Origin of the sequence: Yersinia sp. 2553 StPb PI (assembly GCF_052217105.1) — a bacterium.
Classification (GTDB): Bacteria; Pseudomonadota; Gammaproteobacteria; order Enterobacterales; family Enterobacteriaceae; genus Yersinia; species Yersinia enterocolitica_E.
Genome location: NZ_JAZGPX010000002.1, coordinates 668,256 through 684,454, shown reverse-complemented (window position 1 = coordinate 684,454; position 16,199 = coordinate 668,256). Strand labels below are relative to the sequence as shown.

The window sequence follows — 16,199 nt, the reverse complement described above, 5'->3', positions numbered from 1 at the left end:
TATGGCGACTTCACCACTTCTGGATATTCAAAATCTCAGTGTTGCATTTCGCCAGGCGAATATTGATCGCGAGGTGGTCAGCGAGCTGTCATTGCAAATCAATGCCGGTGAGACACTGGCACTGGTCGGGGAATCGGGTTCGGGCAAGAGTGTCACCGCTTTATCAATATTGCGTTTACTGCCTTCACCACCGGTGGTCTACCCGGGCGGTGATATTCTGTTTGCCGGGCAATCTCTGCTGCATGCCGATGAACCGACGCTGCGAAAAGTGCGCGGCAATCAGATTTCAATGATTTTCCAAGAACCTATGGTGTCACTCAACCCACTGCATACCATTGAAAAACAGTTGGCAGAAGTGTTGTCACTGCACCGCGGTATGCGCCGGGAGGCGGCCAGAGTTGAGATTATTCAATGTCTCGACCGGGTAGGTATTCGTAATGCCAAAGGGCGTTTGGGCGATTTCCCTCATCAACTTTCCGGCGGAGAACGCCAGCGGGTGATGATTGCGATGGCGGTATTGACCCAACCTAAATTACTGATTGCCGATGAACCTACCACTGCGCTGGATGTTTCGGTGCAAGCCCAGATTTTGAGTTTGCTGAAAGAGTTAAAGCAAGAGATGGGCATGAGCTTGCTATTTATCACCCATAACCTGAATATCGTGCGCCGGTTGGCGGATAACGTGGCAGTGATGCGCGAAGGCCGCAAGGTGGAGCAGAATGGCCGTCAGGCGCTGTTTAGTACCCCACAGCACCCCTACACCCGCCAATTATTAGACGCCGAACCACAAGGTGACCCACAGCCCCTCACGCCGGGTCTAAAACCCCTGCTTGAAGTAAAAGGTCTACAGGTGGCGTTTCCTATTAAACGTGGTTTATTACGACGTACCGTTGATTACCATTATGCTTTGCACGATCTTAATTTCACCCTGAATCCCGGTGAGAGCCTTGGTTTGGTGGGTGAATCAGGCTCAGGGAAAAGCACCTCAGGGCTGGCATTGCTGCGCTTGTTACCCTCAAAAGGTGAGATTTGGTTTAGCGGGCAGCCATTACACAAGTTTACCCCTAAACAGATGCTGCCCTATCGCAGCCGAATTCAGGTGGTATTCCAGGATCCCTACTCAGCGCTAAACCCACGCCTGAATGTGCAGCAGATAATCGCCGAAGGGCTGGAAGTTCATCAAAGACTCAGTGCGGTACATCGTGAACAACGGGTGATTAAAGCGATGGAAGAAGTGGGATTAGATCCGGTCACCCGTTATCGTTATCCAACCGAGTTTTCTGGTGGCCAGCGCCAGCGCATTGCCATTGCCCGTGCGTTGATCTTGCAACCGCAGTTACTGATTCTTGATGAACCGACCTCTTCATTGGATAAGTCGGTACAGGCCCAAATTCTGGCTTTGCTGAAATCCCTTCAGCAGCGTTATCAGCTCAGCTATCTGTTTATCAGTCATGACTTACAGGTAGTGCGATCACTCTGCCATCAGGTGATTGTATTAAGACAAGGCGAGGTAGTAGAACAAGGTGACTGTCAGGCCATATTTGCCGCGCCCCAGCAGCAGTATACACAGCAGTTGCTACAATTTGCGGATACGTCAGATTGAGGTCTGGTGCGGGGCATACCCAAGCGCCATGACACCGACCAACGCGCAATAGCTAATTAGAAGGGGTACAAGGCGGTCAGGGTTTCGGCAATGGCGACACCGACATCTTTCAGGCGACACATAGTAGCACTCTCATCCTGAGTGTGAACAAATAGACAAGGCTCGCCTTCCCATTCGACTATCGCGGAATCCACTTGTATCTCTTGTAGAGAGAGGTGGAGCCGCTGCATGATAATCTGCGCATGGCTGCCATCGTGGCTGAGTAACTTCAGCCCCATAAGATCATTATTGCTATCGTCTATCGCCGTCAGTGGTATCGGTTCAACTTTGACCCCGATAAAACCTGATAACCAACGGTAACTTTGCGGCAGACGATGTACTACCGAAAGTTGGATATTATTCACGTGTTTTTCCTAGTAAAAATAAAAACTCAAAAATTACAAAAGCACCACAATGACTCACACTCACTAAAGTTATAGCCGCTAAGTTGGCATTGTGCCTGATTCACCCCTCATCAAAACACAACATTGATAACAATTTAGAAACTTAAAACCAACAAAGCCATTTTTGTGTTGTTTTTTTAATCGTGTGTCAGCCCTGCATATCCAGACTGAAACCACCGGTTTGAGATTTAGATCCCATTTTTCGTTATATTTATACCTTTATGGCGACCATCTCAACCATTTTTCTTGCAAACCCATTACTTATTGCTCGCGAAATTTTTACATTTGATGAACAATCACATGTTATCTCTATAGCTCAAAATGAAATTAATCAATTGATAAATATATAAATTTACTAACATACGTAACTATTCGACTGACAGAAATATCTGATAAAAACGCTTCAATAACAATTTGCGATTTTTTATATGTTCGCTCAAAAAGTTAACAATATGGTGCCAATCATAACTATGCAATAAATAATGATATGCATGCTTATTATATTGATTGAACGCAAGAACCGCGCATTTTTAAGTGGCAATTCGGGCGATATTGACGGGAATAAATGAGTCGACGAGGAAAATAATTGAATAAATAAATAATGAGTACATTGAGGATAAATAATGTCAGTGAAGGGAACGCCCTAAGACGCCCCCTCACCTTCTTGCAATAACCATTAACTGATAAGCCCCAGCAACTTAGCCTTGATAAGGATTACGGCGATAGTTATTACGACGATAGTTATTTCACCGCATCCTTATGTGGGCGACTGGCATAAAGATACAACAACATGGCCACAATTATACAAAATGCCATTGAGCTTACCATTGGCCAGGCACTGCGGGATGGCGCCATCGACAACAGCGTTCCTACCACCGCACCAATACCAAAGCGTAGGGTCCCTGCCAGAGAAGACGCAGTACCGGCCATATGTGGGAAATCATCCAAAATAACCGCCATCGCATTCGAGGTGATCATGGCGATGCAACCGACATAAGCCGCTACACCCAATACCAACGCCCAGAACCCCATCCCAGTGGCGCAAACCACCAGCAACCAGATCCCCATAACAAATTGCACTAGCATGCCAAATCGGAACATTTTAAGCGCTCCGAAGCGGCGTACATTGCGGCTATTAATCAAGGTCATCAAGAACAAGAAGACAATATTCAGCGCAAAATAATAGCCAAAGTTTTGTGGAGAAACGCCGTTTAAATCGATATAAACAAAGGGACCGGCACTGAGGAATGAGAACATCCCAGCAAAAGAGAAACCGCTCGCTAACATATAGCTCAGTACCCGCTTATGGCGGAATAACGTGGCAAAATTGCCAATAGTGGTGCGCAAATGGAATCGTTGCCGTTTCTCTCGCGGCAAGCTTTCTTTAATAAACAGTGCAACCAAAATCGCGCCGACCAATGCAGCACCCGCCATGGTCCAGAAGATGGCGTGCCAGCTAAACCATACCAACAATGCACCACCGATAATCGGTGCCAGCAAGGGTGCGATGGTCATCACCAACACTACAAAAGACATCATGCGAGAGAAGTCATCTTTAGTGAACATATCGCGCATCAATGCATTAATCACCACACTCGCGGCGGCGGCAGACAAACCATGCAGGAAACGCAAGTTAATCAGTTGTTCGATTGATTGCGCCATGGCACAAGCCATACCCGCGAGCGCAAATATTAGCGTACCCCAAAAGATAACCGGCTTGCGCCCGAGGCTATCAGCCATTGGCCCATAGAACATTTGTCCGATGGCAAACCCCAGCACATAGGCGCTTAGAGTCATCTGCACCGCACCACTCTCTACGCCAAACTCCTGTGCAATAATCGGCATACTCGGCAGATACATATCAATTGCCAAAGGCATCAGCATCGATAACAAACCGAGGATAAAGATCAAGCCAACGTGGGATGTCCGGTTCTTCTCTTCATTTTGGGTACTGGCATGCACGTTCAACAACTCCTTCAATAACCTACCGCGGGTTATACCCGTCATACTTCAAGCCGCATGTGCGTTGGCTACGCTCTTTCACCCGAATCATTGACTCCCGTCAACTCATCGGGACTCTATCGCTTGCCGCCTTCCTGCAACTCGAATTATTTAGTGTAATATCAACGGCAAGACAGCCCGCGCTGTAATAGAAAATCAATTACAGATGAGGCGCGCCGACACTGGCAATCTCTTCTGTGGTTAACGGGCGGTACTCGCCTGGCGCCAAATCGTCATCAAGTTTAATGTCGCCAATTCGCTCACGATGCAGCTCTATAACCCGATTTCCCACCGCCGCGAACATCCGTTTTACCTGATGATAACGCCCTTCACTGAGGGTTAAACGCACCAACTGAGGCTCTATAACCTCAAGTTGAGCCGGTTTGGTGAGAGATTTTTCATTATGCAACTGTACACCATCAGTAAATTGTTGCGCGGTATCATCAGCCAATGGGTGTTCCAGCGTCACCAGATAGGTCTTTTCACAATGATGGCGCGGTGAGGTGATCCGATGCGACCACTGACCATCGTCGGTCATCAGTACCAATCCGGTGGTATCGATGTCCAAACGCCCGGCGGCATGGAGTTTGTATGCCACTGGCTCATCAAGGAAATACAGCACGGTCGGGTGATCTGGGTCTTCTGTCGAACACACATAACCCTGCGGTTTGTTCAGCATGAAATAACGTGGGCCAACGGTTTGTTGTAATGGGTTGCCATCAAATCTCACGTCTTGTTCCGGTGTCAGCTTAATCGCACCACTTTTGACCACTTCGCCATCAATAGTGACTCGTTTTGCCCGCAGCTCGCGCGCGACTAACGCCCGGCTGACACCTAATTGCTGAGATAAAAACTTGTCCAATCGCATTGAATCTACTTTGCCTGTTGTCTTGTCGTACCGCTGACGGGCACGATACCCGCAATCACACCCGCCAACGACAGCAGGATGCTCATGATACGGTGTGAAATGAATGAAGCAGTTGGGAGAAAATCATTTGCTGCCTACCAGATTCATCAGTATAGCGGCGGTTGCCATATCATCCTAGGAACAGTTACGTAAAAAGTTGTTATTGAGAAACAACTTACCCCCAGAGTGCGCCGCGTCTATCACGCCACCCCATCAGTGCTAACTTGGGGCCTCGCGCCAACAGCCTCCGACAGGCATAATAGTCAAAAGTTTTTCATTATAAAGAGAGAGAAATGTCACGCATACGCGCGGAAAAGGGTTGCGGGGAGAATGGGTTGAAAACCATCGGGCTGGTGCACTAATGGCATTTACACTGCGCCCCTATCAGCAAGAGGCTGTCGATGCCACTCTTGCCCATTTTCGCCGCCACAGTGAGCCTGCGTTGATTGTTCTACCCACCGGGGCAGGCAAAAGTCTGGTGATCGCCGAATTGGCGAAACTGGCTCGCGGGCGCGTTCTGGTGCTGGCTCATGTCAAAGAGTTGGTAGCACAGAATCACGCCAAATATTGCGCCTACGATTTAGAGGCTGATATTTTCGCCGCTGGCTTGCAGCAACGCCAAAGCGCAGGAAAAGTAGTGTTTGGCAGTGTGCAGTCAGTGGCACGAAACCTGCCCCTGTTTGATAGTGCCTTTTCACTACTGATTATTGATGAATGCCATCGTATCAGTGATGACGATGACAGCCAGTATCAGCAAATTATTCAGCATTTACGTACCACCAACCCCCGACTGCGCTTGCTGGGATTGACCGCCACACCTTACCGATTGGGAAAAGGCTGGATTTATCAATTCCATTATCACGGTATTACCCGTGGTGATGAAAAGTCCCTTTTTCGCGATTGTATTTATGAATTACCCTTGCGCTACATGATCAAGCACGGTTTTCTGGTCCCCCCAGAGCGGTTGGATATGCCCGTGGTACAGTATGATTTCAGTCGCCTGACCAGCAACAGTAGCGGCCTGTTCCGAGAAGCAGATTTAGACCGTGAACTTAAGCAGCAGCAACGAATTACTCCGCATATTGTTAACCAGATAATTGAATATGCCGCTCAACGTCGCGGGGTAATGATTTTTGCCGCGACAGTTGAACACGCCAAAGAGGTGTATGGCTTGCTGCCAAAAGACGAGGCTGCACTGGTGAGCGCCACTACCCCGCCTAATGAGCGCGATGCGTTAATCACTGCCTTTAAGCAGCAGCAACTGCGCTATTTGGTTAATGTGGCGGTGTTAACCACTGGCTTTGATGCCCCCCATGTTGATCTGATTGCCATTCTTCGCCCCACGGAATCGGTCAGTTTGTATCAACAGATAGTCGGCCGAGGTTTGCGGTTATCACCGGGTAAAGAAGATTGCCTGATTCTGGATTACGCTGGCAATCCCCATGACCTTTTTACCCCTGAAGTGGGTACCAGCAAGCCGCATAGTGGCAGTCAGCCGGTTCAGGTATTTTGCCCAGATTGCGGCTTTGCCAATATCTTCTGGGGAAAATGTACCGAGTCGGGTGACATTATTGAACACTATGGTCGCCGCTGTCAGGGGTGGTTTGAGGACCAACAAGGCGTGCGGGCGCAATGTGATTATCGCTTTCGCTTTAAGTGCTGCCCGCATTGTGGGGCGGAAAATGACATTGCCGCCCGCCTTTGTCACCAGTGCCAGGAGGTTCTGGTCGATCCCGATGATATGCTGAAAGCCGCGTTAAAATTAAAAGATGCCCTGGTGCTGCGTTGTGGCGGTATGAGTCTGGAGACGGGCCATGACGCAAAGGGTGAGTGGCTGAAAATCACCTACTACGACGAAGACGGCACTAATACCAGCGAACGTTTTCGCTTAACCACCGCCGCGCAACGTATGGCATTTGAACAAATTTTCCTGCGTCCACACCAACGGGCACCCGGTGTGGCGCTGAAATGGCAAACGGCGGCCGATATCATCGCGCAACAAGCCCTGTTACGTTATCCCGATTTTGTCGTGGCCCGCCGTCGTGGGCAATGGTGGCAAATTAGAGAAAAGATATTTGATTATCAGGGCCGTTTCCGGCGGGCTGACTCCCTTGCCTGAGCCGCATTTAGCCTGAGATTTTCGCAGTTTTATTTGCTGTCTGGTCGATATTTCGCTAGAATGCCGCCCGCTTTGCTCTGGGTTTACCCAATCAAAGCCGAGTATCGAACCTGTTGCTGGGTCGCCTGTAGCAGGGTAAATTTTCTTTAAGAGAAAACAAAATGACCACTATCAATGTAGAAGTACGTAACGACCAGGGTAAGGGTGCGAGCCGCCGCCTGCGTGCAGCAAATAAATTTCCGGCAATCATTTACGGTGGTTCTGAAGCAGCTATCTCTATTGCTCTTGACCATGACACCACCAAGAACCTTGAATTGAAACCGGGCTTTTATGATTCCGTACTGACTCTGGTTGTTGACGGTAAAGAAACCAAAGTTAAAGTACAGGCTGTTCAGCGTCACGCTTTCAAGCCAAAACTGACTCATATCGACTTCGTTCGCGTTTAATCGCGTCGCTTTCGATATTCGGGACGCCGAAATAAAAAACGCCGCTTATGCGGCGTTTTTTATTGGCTATCGTCACGGTGGTAACCGTTACTTTTTGCCTGAATTACGCTGTAACTGATCACGCAGATTGGGTGGAGTGCCTTTAATAGTCAACGTATCTGTCGCGGCATCCCAAAAAATACGCTCACCCAGCAACAATGCATCAAAATTGATACTCAACCCACCCCCACTGCCAGCAAATTTGGTTAACTGGCGCAAAGTACCGCGATCTGCTGGGAAACTCTCTTCTAACGCATAACCCTGTTCAGCCGAGAATTGCTGAAAATCTTTCTCACCCAGCGTTGGTAGCTCTTGAGAAAGCGCCTGCAACGCAATCTCTTCACCGGCTTGTAACTGCTCATTACAATAGCTATAAACCTGCTGACGGTATGCCTGGCGCTCATTTTTGCCAAGTTCAGCATCCGCGCAGTAATCATCAACCGCCTGTAATAAGCCCCGATTTTGTGCTTTGGTGTCCAGCCCCTCTGCTGCAGAGAGGAAATCCATAAAGAAGTCGGACACTTTGCGCCCTACCCGCCCTTTCAAGAACGTAAGGTAACGCGTGGATTCTGGATTATTTTCCCATTCGGTTAAATCGATACGGGCGACAATATCAGCACGGTTAATATCGAGATAATGAGTGGTACTGAGATCAAGTTGCTCATTCACTCGCATACTATTACAACTGCTCAGTACCGAGATAAGCAGATACTCCACCGCCAGATAACGATATTGGCAAAACAGCACCACACCGCCTTCGGCAAACGGATATTTGGCTAACTCATCACGTAAACGCCCGGTGGCAGCACGGCTAAAACTGAGGAAGTCTTCATCACCCTTACGGCTTCGTTTCAGCGCTTCAGCCAGCTCGCTCTGCTCATTAAACAGCCCGTAAGCTTTGCTTTTGGCGCTGTAAACACGATGCAGTTCGGCCATCATTTCTTCAACTACAGCATTGGCAGGTAACAGAGAATCGCGCAACACCACATCAAGCGTTTGTTCATCACGCTTGATAAGCTGATGTAAGGCTATCTGGTCAATATCCAGACTCATGATAAATACTCCTTTTGGCTAGGGGCGTATTCAATCACTGATGCCTGAGAGCTGCAACCCTAAAGCATTCGCGCCCCTCAATTAATGGCTAATGATTCTTAATGCTATAAAATAGCGGAAAAGCGTGTCTCTATACGGTAAGATGTGGGACTTTGTCAGGTATTGAGCACACTTTTTATGGCACAATCATCCCGTTATAGCGACGAACAAGTCGAAAAACTGCTGTCAGAATTGGTCAGCGTAATGGAAAAAAACCGTACTCCCACCAATCTTTCTTTGATGGTGTTGGGGAATATGGTAACAAATTTGATCAATACTAGCGTGGCCCCAGCGCAGCGCAAAGTATTGGCACGTTCTTTCGCTGAAGCTCTTCAAGCTTCGATAAGTGAAGATAAAGCTCATTAATTTATCGGCCAAGACTGCAATCTCAATATGGTGACAAATCGTCAGCGCTATCGTGAAAAAGTCTCCCAGATGATCAGCTGGGGGCACTGGTTCGCCCTGTTTAATATCCTGTTTAGCCTGGTGCTGGGTAGCCGCTATCTGTTTGTCTCCGATTGGCCCTCATCGCTGGTTGGCCGTATCTATGCCCTCGTCAGTTGGCTCGGGCACTTTAGTTTTATCGTTTTTGCTGCTTATTTGTTGGTGATCTTCCCACTCACCTTTGTGGTGATGTCGCAGCGACTACTCCGTTTCCTTTCCGCCGCCTTTGCCACTGCCGGCCTGACTCTGCTGTTGGTTGATACCGAAGTTTTCACCCGTTTCCATTTACACCTTAACTCGGTGGTATGGGAATTGGTGGTTAACCCAGACCAGACCGAGCTGGCGCGTGATTGGCAATTAATGTTTATTGCCGTGCCTGTCATTTTCCTGGTCGAGATGCTTTTCGGCACTTGGGCCTGGCAAAAACTACGCAGCCTTAACCGGCAACGCTTTGTTAAGCCGTTGGTGGCGGTGTTTATTTCTGCGTTCTTTGCCTCTCATCTGATTTATATTTGGGCCGATGCCAATTTTTATCGCCCAATCAGTATGCAACGCGCAAACCTGCCACTCTCTTACCCGATGACCGCCCGTAAGTTCCTTGAGAAACACGGCCTGCTCGATCAGCAGGAATATCAGCGTCGCTTGGTGGAACAAGGTAATCCAGATGCACTGGCGGTTGAATATCCACTCAACCCAATTACCTTCAGCGATAAAGGCAGTGGTTATAATTTGTTGCTTATTGTGGTTGATGGTATTCGTGCCAGTAGCCTGCAAAAAGACATGCCTACCCTGGCCGAATTTGGCCGTTCCAACATTCAGTTTGACAGCCACTACAGTTCAGGCAACCGTCAGGATACGGGCTTATTTGGCCTGTTTTATGGCATTTCGCCTACTTATTTAGACGGTATTCTCTCCGCGCGCGAACCCTCAGCGTTTGTTACAGCATTAAGCGCGCAGGGTTATCAGTTTGGTCTGTTCTCATCCGATGGTTTTGAGTCACCACTCTACCGCCAGGCACTGTTAGCTGATTTCACATTACCAACTCCCGCAGTGCAACCGGATAGCGAAACCACGGCACAGTGGCAGCAATGGCTGTCCACGCTCAACAATAATGCACCATGGTTCTCATACATTAACCTCAACGGGGCAGTTGAAGCACAAGACCCGGTAATCGGGCAGAAGGTTGCGTTACCGACTGACTTTATCCGTCACTACCAGGCAGGCGCAAAAGATGTAGATCAACAGATTGCGACTATTCTGGATACGCTGAAACAGCGCGGTCAGCTCGATAAAACCGTAGTTATTATTACTGCAGCCCATGGTGTTGAATTTAATGACAGCGGCAATGATACCTGGGGTGCAAGCAGCAGCTTTAATCGCCAACAACTGCAAGTGCCATTAGTGGTTCATTGGCCAGGCACGCCAGCGCAGGCCGTGAATAAACTGACCAACCATGAAGATATCATGACAACGCTAATGCAACGTTTGTTACACGTCAAAACAGCGCCTGAGGATTATTCGCAAGGGGAAGATTTATTCGCCGCACAGCGCAATAATAACTGGGTGGCAACCGGTGACAATGGCATGTTAGTTATTACTACGCCAACACAAACCGTTGTATTAGATAATAACGGTGAATACCGCACCTATGATGAGCAAGGCAATGAAATCAAAAATGAAAAGCCTCAGCTTCCATTACTGCTGCAAGTGTTGACGGATATAAAACGTTTTATTGCGAACTAGCTCTAAAAACAGGCATTGGTGCGCTCAAAAAACAAGCGAACGTTTTGCCAAGTCTTGCATTAATAACGGTAAAATGTAGTATAACCGTCATAGCATCGGCATGTAGCGCAGCTTGGTAGCGCACCGTCATGGGGTGTCGGGGGTCGGAGGTTCAAATCCTCTCATGCCGACCAAAATACCTTAAGAAAACCAATCCGTTAGGGTTGGTTTTTTTGTTTGTGGGATTTGACTGATGTGGCTATGGTGTAAAATAACCAGACGGCAAAAAGCCACGCGCACTACCTGCCAGAAGACAGGATAGTGCGACTCATACGTAGTTTTAATCGATAATGACTCGGCCATTAAGTGGCTGTACAGGGCGATTATTCGTATGATGAACCACAGAGCGGAATTGATTAATTTGTTCAGCAGAAGCGCTCGCAGGCTGCTCAAGCACCATCCAACTGACACCTTCAGAGCAAGGTGGTGTGGTTAGTGAGCCACTAAAGCGATAAAAATCAAACTTTTTGGGTAGCAATGCTTTGATATCAAGAGGCTTATTTAATATCGCCATTTGGTCAATCGCCGTTGGCATTTGCTGCCAAGCCTGTGCCAGTTGTGGATTTGCATCCCCCTGCTGGAACATGAGTGCGAGCACAGCCAGTGCCCCATCTTTATCTTTATAAACAAAATGAGCTTCTAACGGAAACTGTTTGCCATCAATCTCATTTTCACTTGGGGTATGGAAATGGAATTGCTGTAATGTGAAAGTATCGCCGTCCAGTTTCAGGGTATTGCCAGTGCTGACATTCACCTGAATCGTATGGCCGTTATTCACGATTTGCTGTTTACCTGGTTGGAAAGCCAACTCGAGTTGACTGTGATGGGTTTTCAATGCTCCGTGAATATTAACCGGCGACTGATTTTTACCTGTTTCGCACAGTGAGAAATCCGGTGAGAGCTTTCCCCAATGGGCAGGATCTTCCTGACCTTCATATCCCCAATGAGCATGTTCCGCCGCACAGACTGAAAAACTGGCGGCCAACAGCGCTGCAACTAATAACTGCCCTTTCATTTCTAATCCTTTTTACACAAAAAAACTGAATTAACCCTGACGAATATCCCATGCAAAGAATGATGTTATCGCTTAGGGTAAGAGAATAACCCAGCTTTTTTTAAGGATATGTCAGCCACATCCTACAGACAGGAGGAATAAGCTCTAATTAACTGAATTTAAATATATTTTTTAATCAACCAGAAATGTAACAAACTGCGTTTGTTCACCTGAAGTGATGGGTAAAATGGGGCGAGGGGAAATTAATGGAAAGGCCAAAATTATAATCAGCCTTTCCAACATTACGGGGTTATCGCGGGTTTAGAGCACTTCACCATTGCTGGCAATCACTTGCTTATACCAGTCAAAACTTAATTTGCGTGAACGCGCCATAGTACCAGTGCCATCATCATTTTTATCCACGTAGATAAAGCCATAACGTTTGCTATATTCACCCGTAGTGAATGATACACAATCAATACAGCCCCATGGGGTATAGCCCATTAAATCAACACCATCTTCAAATACCGCTTTTTTCATTTGCTCAATGTGGGCTTTGAGGTAAGCAATGCGGTAATCATCGTGGACCATACCGTCGGCAGCCACTTTGTCGATCGCGCCAAAACCATTTTCAACAATAAACAGCGGCTTTTGATAGCGCTCGTACAATACGCTCAGTGAATAACGTAAGCCGACAGGGTCAATCTGCCATCCCCAGTCTGACGCTTTAACGTGTGGATTTGGCACGCTGCCTTCAAAGCCAGAAAGTGAATTACCGCTGCCAGGGTTAGTAGCAGAAACGGCATTACTCATGTAATAACTCAGCCCCATATAATCAGCACAGCCATCACGCAGAGTATCAAGATCACCCTCTTCCATTTTGATGGTGAATCCGCGACGTTCCCACTCATTTAGAATATAGGAAGGATAGTAACCGCGCATATGGACGTCACCAAACAGATAACGCTCACGCATAGCTTCTACTGAATACATCATGTCATCAGGATGGCAGGAGAATGGATACAACGGCACCATCGCCACCATACAACCAATTTTGAACTCAGGATTAATGGCATGACCAAGCTTGACGACCTTAGCACTGGCAACAAACTGATGATGCAGCACTTGGTACAGCGTTTCCTCTGGATTTTCTTGCTCAGTAAACACTACGCCCGAACAGCAATAACCAAATAACGGATACTTCCAGTTGCGCTGATTATTGATCTCGTTAAAGGTCATCCAGTATTTAACTTTGCTTTTATAACGCGCCATCACCACTTCACTGAACTTCACGAAGAAATCGACCACCTGACGGTTTTTCCAACCACCGTATTCTTTCACCAGATGCCAGGGCATTTCGAAATGAGATAAAGTAATGACCGGTTCGATACCGTGTTTCAGTAACTCATCAAACATATCATCGTAAAATTGTAACCCGGCCTCATTGGGTTGCTGCTCATCGCCATTCGGGAAGATACGCGTCCAGGCAATAGAAGTACGGAAACATTTGAAGCCCATCTCAGCAAACAGCGCAATGTCTTGTTTGTAATGGCCATAAAAATCAACCGCTTCATGGTTAGGATAACGGTAGCCGTCCTGTACGCCATCAGTCATCACCCGGTCAATTCCATGCGCACCACCCGACAATACATCGGCGATACTCACACCCTTGCCGTCTTTATCCCAGCCGCCTTCAACCTGGTGTGCTGCAACTGCGCCGCCCCATAAGAAATCTTTCGGTAATTGTTTGTGGCTCATTATTTTCTCCCTTAATACTGTGGGCAACTGTAGGCCCTTGAAATGAAAATCAATGGCGGGATGGCCCACCTGAATATTTAAACGGTTAACCCCGATTCATTTGCGCCTGAGTAATCGGCGCGCCAGATGCTTTAGCGCTGTTTTGCTGTTGCACACTTTCAGGCTCATCAGTAAACCCAACCAACCAAGTGAAAAGTGCGCCCAACACGAACGCTACCGTGATCGACAGCAAGAAACCAAGGAACTGCGCCATATGGCCCTCTTTGAAAAAGACCGGTAATACCGCAATACCCGGTAAGCAGTAACTCCATGACACCGCATTAGATGCCCCTGCGATAGCACCGCCAATTCCGCCAGCAGCACAACTGCATAAGAACGGTTTTTTTAGGCGTAGTGCCACACCATAAATTGCCGGTTCGGTAATACCGAACAACGCGGTGATACCGGCCGACAGTGAAATACCCTTCATCTCACTATTGCGGGTTTTTAAGTAAACGCCAAACATGGTGCCCGCCATGGCAAAGACAGCGGAAGCTTGTAAGCCAGTAAAGGTGTCATAACCCAGCGTCGCATAGTTACCAACGGTAACAGGCGTGATCCCCCAATGCACACCCAGTGTGACCAGCGGCTGCCAGAAAGCGCCGACCATAAACCCAGCCACTGCCGGGCTAAGGTTATAAAGAGAGTTATAAACACCACCAATCGCACCGCCGATCAGATTACCCACCGGGCCGAACACCAATAACGTTAGTGGCACCATGATGGCAATACAGAACATTGGGGTGAATAGATTGCGCACCACCATTGGCAGGATCCGCTCAAAGAAGCGCTGCACGTAAGACATGGCCCATACCATCAAAATAATCGGAATAACCGAGGCGGTATAGCTCAGGTATTGCACGGGAATACCGAAGAAATCCAAGGTTGGCGATGATAAGGGAATACCAGCGATAGTGTTTAAAATATGGGCCACTTGCGGATTATTCAGTGCTTCTTGCATTAGCTGCTGAACGGCTGGATCGGCCGAATTCAGCGTAGTAATTTTATTGGCTGTCAGCATATTCATATAATCAGGACTGATCAGGGCACAAGCGGTAATGACTGCGGTGAAAGGATTAACATTAAATTTTTTGGCAGCGGTAAAGGCCACCAGCACGGGCAGGAAGGTAAAACCGGTCCAGGAAACAAAATTCAGAATACGGTAGGTGCCGCTCGCCGCATCCATCCAGCCAATGGCGGCAAGAAATGAAATAATCCCCTGTAAAATACCGCAGGCGGCTAACGGGTAAAGGAATGGGGCGAAGATGCTGGAGATAATATCCATCAAACGGCTAACAATACCGACCTTGGGTGCAGCAACCGGGGCACTTTCATCGACATTAATCAAGCTGATGACATGTTTATAAGCATCGCCGACATGATTACCGATCACCACTTGCATTTGCCCACCCGCTTCAATAACGGTGATGACCCCTTTAACACGATTTAAACGTTCTTTGTCGACAATTTTATTGTCTTTCAATATAAACCGTAAACGGGTCGCACAATGTGTGACATTAATCACATTATTATCACCGCCAATATATTGGATAATTTCCTGAGCGGTCAGTGCGTAATCTATTGCCATTATTAATCTCCTGTCGCGGGTACTGAGCGTAAGATAAACAGAGCGTTATTGGCTTATTATTAATATTCGTAGCCGGTTGAGATTGGATTCTAGCAAAAAGAAAAGAGAAGTCACGATATAACAAAAATCGTGAATTGGAATATGTTACACTCAAAAAACACAGTGTTTTATGGTGCTTTTTTATTAATTAATTGCGGGAGTTTTTTACCAATAGTTTCTATTATATATAATACTGGAATTTGAGTGGTAATATTATAATGCCCTTCCAATACAATAGGTGGCATATGATAGGAGATATTAAGGTCGGCCATTTTGGCCAGCGTTGAGTTATCACTGTTTGTCAGGCTGATTATTTTACAATTATGTAAACTGAACTGATTAGCAATACGGATAATCTCTTCGGTTTCACCCGAGACGGAAAATATGATAGCAATAGCATCCTGATACATATCGCTGTTGATAGGATAATAGGGATCGTCAATATAAGTACTAAACTTGCCAATATTCGAGAAGAAACGCGCGCTGTATTTCCCTAACGCCCCAGAGGTTCCTATACCCACAAAAATAATTCGGCGCGTGGCGGCTATTTGTGCCGCAGCCATATCCAATAAGTCATCAAACTCGCTATTATTAATACTTTTAAAATAGCTAATTATCTCACTGATACCAAAACTAACCGGTGGTTTTTCGTCATGCTCTACATATAATTTAAACCGCACCCGGAATTCAGAATAACCATCACAATTCATTTTTTTGCAGAATCGTAAAACCGTGGTAGTAGAAACACCCGCTGCATCAGCCAGTTCTCTGATGGTCATATACATCACTTTATCAGTGTTTTTTATGATGTAATTATAAACGATCAATTCCAGTTCGTTCAGCGCTGATATTTCTTTATATGTAAACATACTGATACCTAGATTCCCGTGATTCGCCTGTAATCA

Annotated in this window: 13 protein-coding genes and 1 tRNA gene; 6 read left to right on the top strand and 8 right to left on the bottom strand. The window is 47.1% G+C overall.

What is annotated here, in order from left to right; genetic code table 11:
* The first annotated feature begins 1 nt into the window (after position 1).
* Positions 2-1,603 carry a microcin C ABC transporter ATP-binding protein YejF gene (gene yejF, locus V2A84_RS04385; RefSeq protein WP_442848628.1) on the top strand — a complete coding sequence of 534 codons (1,602 nt, stop codon included), beginning with the start codon at positions 2-4 and terminating at the stop codon, positions 1,601-1,603.
* Between the two features lie 56 nt (positions 1,604-1,659).
* Here yejF and V2A84_RS04380 read toward each other — a convergent pair whose 3' ends face one another.
* The 3 genes from V2A84_RS04380 to rsuA form a co-directional block, all read right to left on the bottom strand.
* Complete coding sequence (locus V2A84_RS04380; protein ID WP_083158351.1) at positions 1,660-2,007, bottom strand: YejG family protein; 348 nt, start codon at positions 2,005-2,007, stop codon at positions 1,660-1,662.
* 780 nt (positions 2,008-2,787) lie between these two features.
* Positions 2,788-4,008, bottom strand: coding sequence for a Bcr/CflA family multidrug efflux MFS transporter (locus tag V2A84_RS04375; RefSeq protein ID WP_083158350.1), 1,221 nt, complete (start codon positions 4,006-4,008; stop codon positions 2,788-2,790).
* A gap of 199 nt (positions 4,009-4,207) precedes the next feature.
* Positions 4,208-4,915, bottom strand: a complete 708-nt coding sequence (gene rsuA / locus V2A84_RS04370) for a 16S rRNA pseudouridine(516) synthase RsuA (RefSeq protein ID WP_083158348.1) — start codon at positions 4,913-4,915, stop codon at positions 4,208-4,210.
* A 400-nt stretch (positions 4,916-5,315) separates the two neighbouring features.
* Between rsuA and V2A84_RS04365 the strand changes: the two genes are divergently transcribed.
* On the top strand, positions 5,316-7,073 hold the full coding sequence (locus V2A84_RS04365) for a DEAD/DEAH box helicase (protein ID WP_442848627.1): 1,758 nt from the start codon (positions 5,316-5,318) through the stop codon (positions 7,071-7,073).
* Between the two features lie 161 nt (positions 7,074-7,234).
* On the top strand, positions 7,235-7,519 hold the full coding sequence (gene rplY, locus V2A84_RS04360) for a 50S ribosomal protein L25 (RefSeq protein WP_004700538.1): 285 nt from the start codon (positions 7,235-7,237) through the stop codon (positions 7,517-7,519).
* 87 nt (positions 7,520-7,606) lie between these two features.
* On the opposite strand, the gene yejK is transcribed toward rplY, so the two are convergent.
* The gene (yejK, locus tag V2A84_RS04355) at positions 7,607-8,611 is read right to left on the bottom strand and encodes a nucleoid-associated protein YejK (RefSeq protein ID WP_083158346.1); all 1,005 of its coding nucleotides are present in this window, start codon (positions 8,609-8,611) and stop codon (positions 7,607-7,609) included.
* Positions 8,612-8,788: 177 nt separating this feature from the next.
* Between yejK and V2A84_RS04350 the strand changes: the two genes are divergently transcribed.
* From V2A84_RS04350 to V2A84_RS04340, 3 genes are all read left to right on the top strand, one after another.
* A complete protein-coding gene (locus tag V2A84_RS04350; RefSeq protein ID WP_372559402.1) occupies positions 8,789-9,016 on the top strand; it encodes a YejL family protein in 228 nt (75 codons plus the stop codon).
* Between the two features lie 27 nt (positions 9,017-9,043).
* The gene (gene yejM / locus V2A84_RS04345; RefSeq protein ID WP_083158344.1) at positions 9,044-10,837 is read left to right on the top strand and encodes an LPS biosynthesis-modulating metalloenzyme YejM; all 1,794 of its coding nucleotides are present in this window, start codon (positions 9,044-9,046) and stop codon (positions 10,835-10,837) included.
* 96 nt (positions 10,838-10,933) lie between these two features.
* Positions 10,934-11,010 (top strand) — tRNA-Pro (locus V2A84_RS04340).
* A gap of 146 nt (positions 11,011-11,156) precedes the next feature.
* On the opposite strand, the gene V2A84_RS04335 is transcribed toward V2A84_RS04340, so the two are convergent.
* From V2A84_RS04335 to V2A84_RS04320, 4 genes are all read right to left on the bottom strand, one after another.
* Positions 11,157-11,891 (bottom strand): carbonic anhydrase, encoded by a 735-nt coding sequence (locus V2A84_RS04335; protein ID WP_083158343.1) that lies wholly within the window; start codon positions 11,889-11,891, stop codon positions 11,157-11,159.
* A 300-nt stretch (positions 11,892-12,191) separates the two neighbouring features.
* Positions 12,192-13,628, bottom strand: a complete 1,437-nt coding sequence (locus V2A84_RS04330; protein ID WP_083158342.1) for a 6-phospho-beta-glucosidase — start codon at positions 13,626-13,628, stop codon at positions 12,192-12,194.
* 85 nt (positions 13,629-13,713) lie between these two features.
* On the bottom strand, positions 13,714-15,255 hold the full coding sequence (locus V2A84_RS04325) for a PTS transporter subunit EIIC (protein ID WP_083158341.1): 1,542 nt from the start codon (positions 15,253-15,255) through the stop codon (positions 13,714-13,716).
* A 167-nt stretch (positions 15,256-15,422) separates the two neighbouring features.
* A complete protein-coding gene (locus V2A84_RS04320; protein ID WP_083158340.1) occupies positions 15,423-16,163 on the bottom strand; it encodes a MurR/RpiR family transcriptional regulator in 741 nt (246 codons plus the stop codon).
* Between the last annotated feature and the right edge of the window lie 36 nt (positions 16,164-16,199).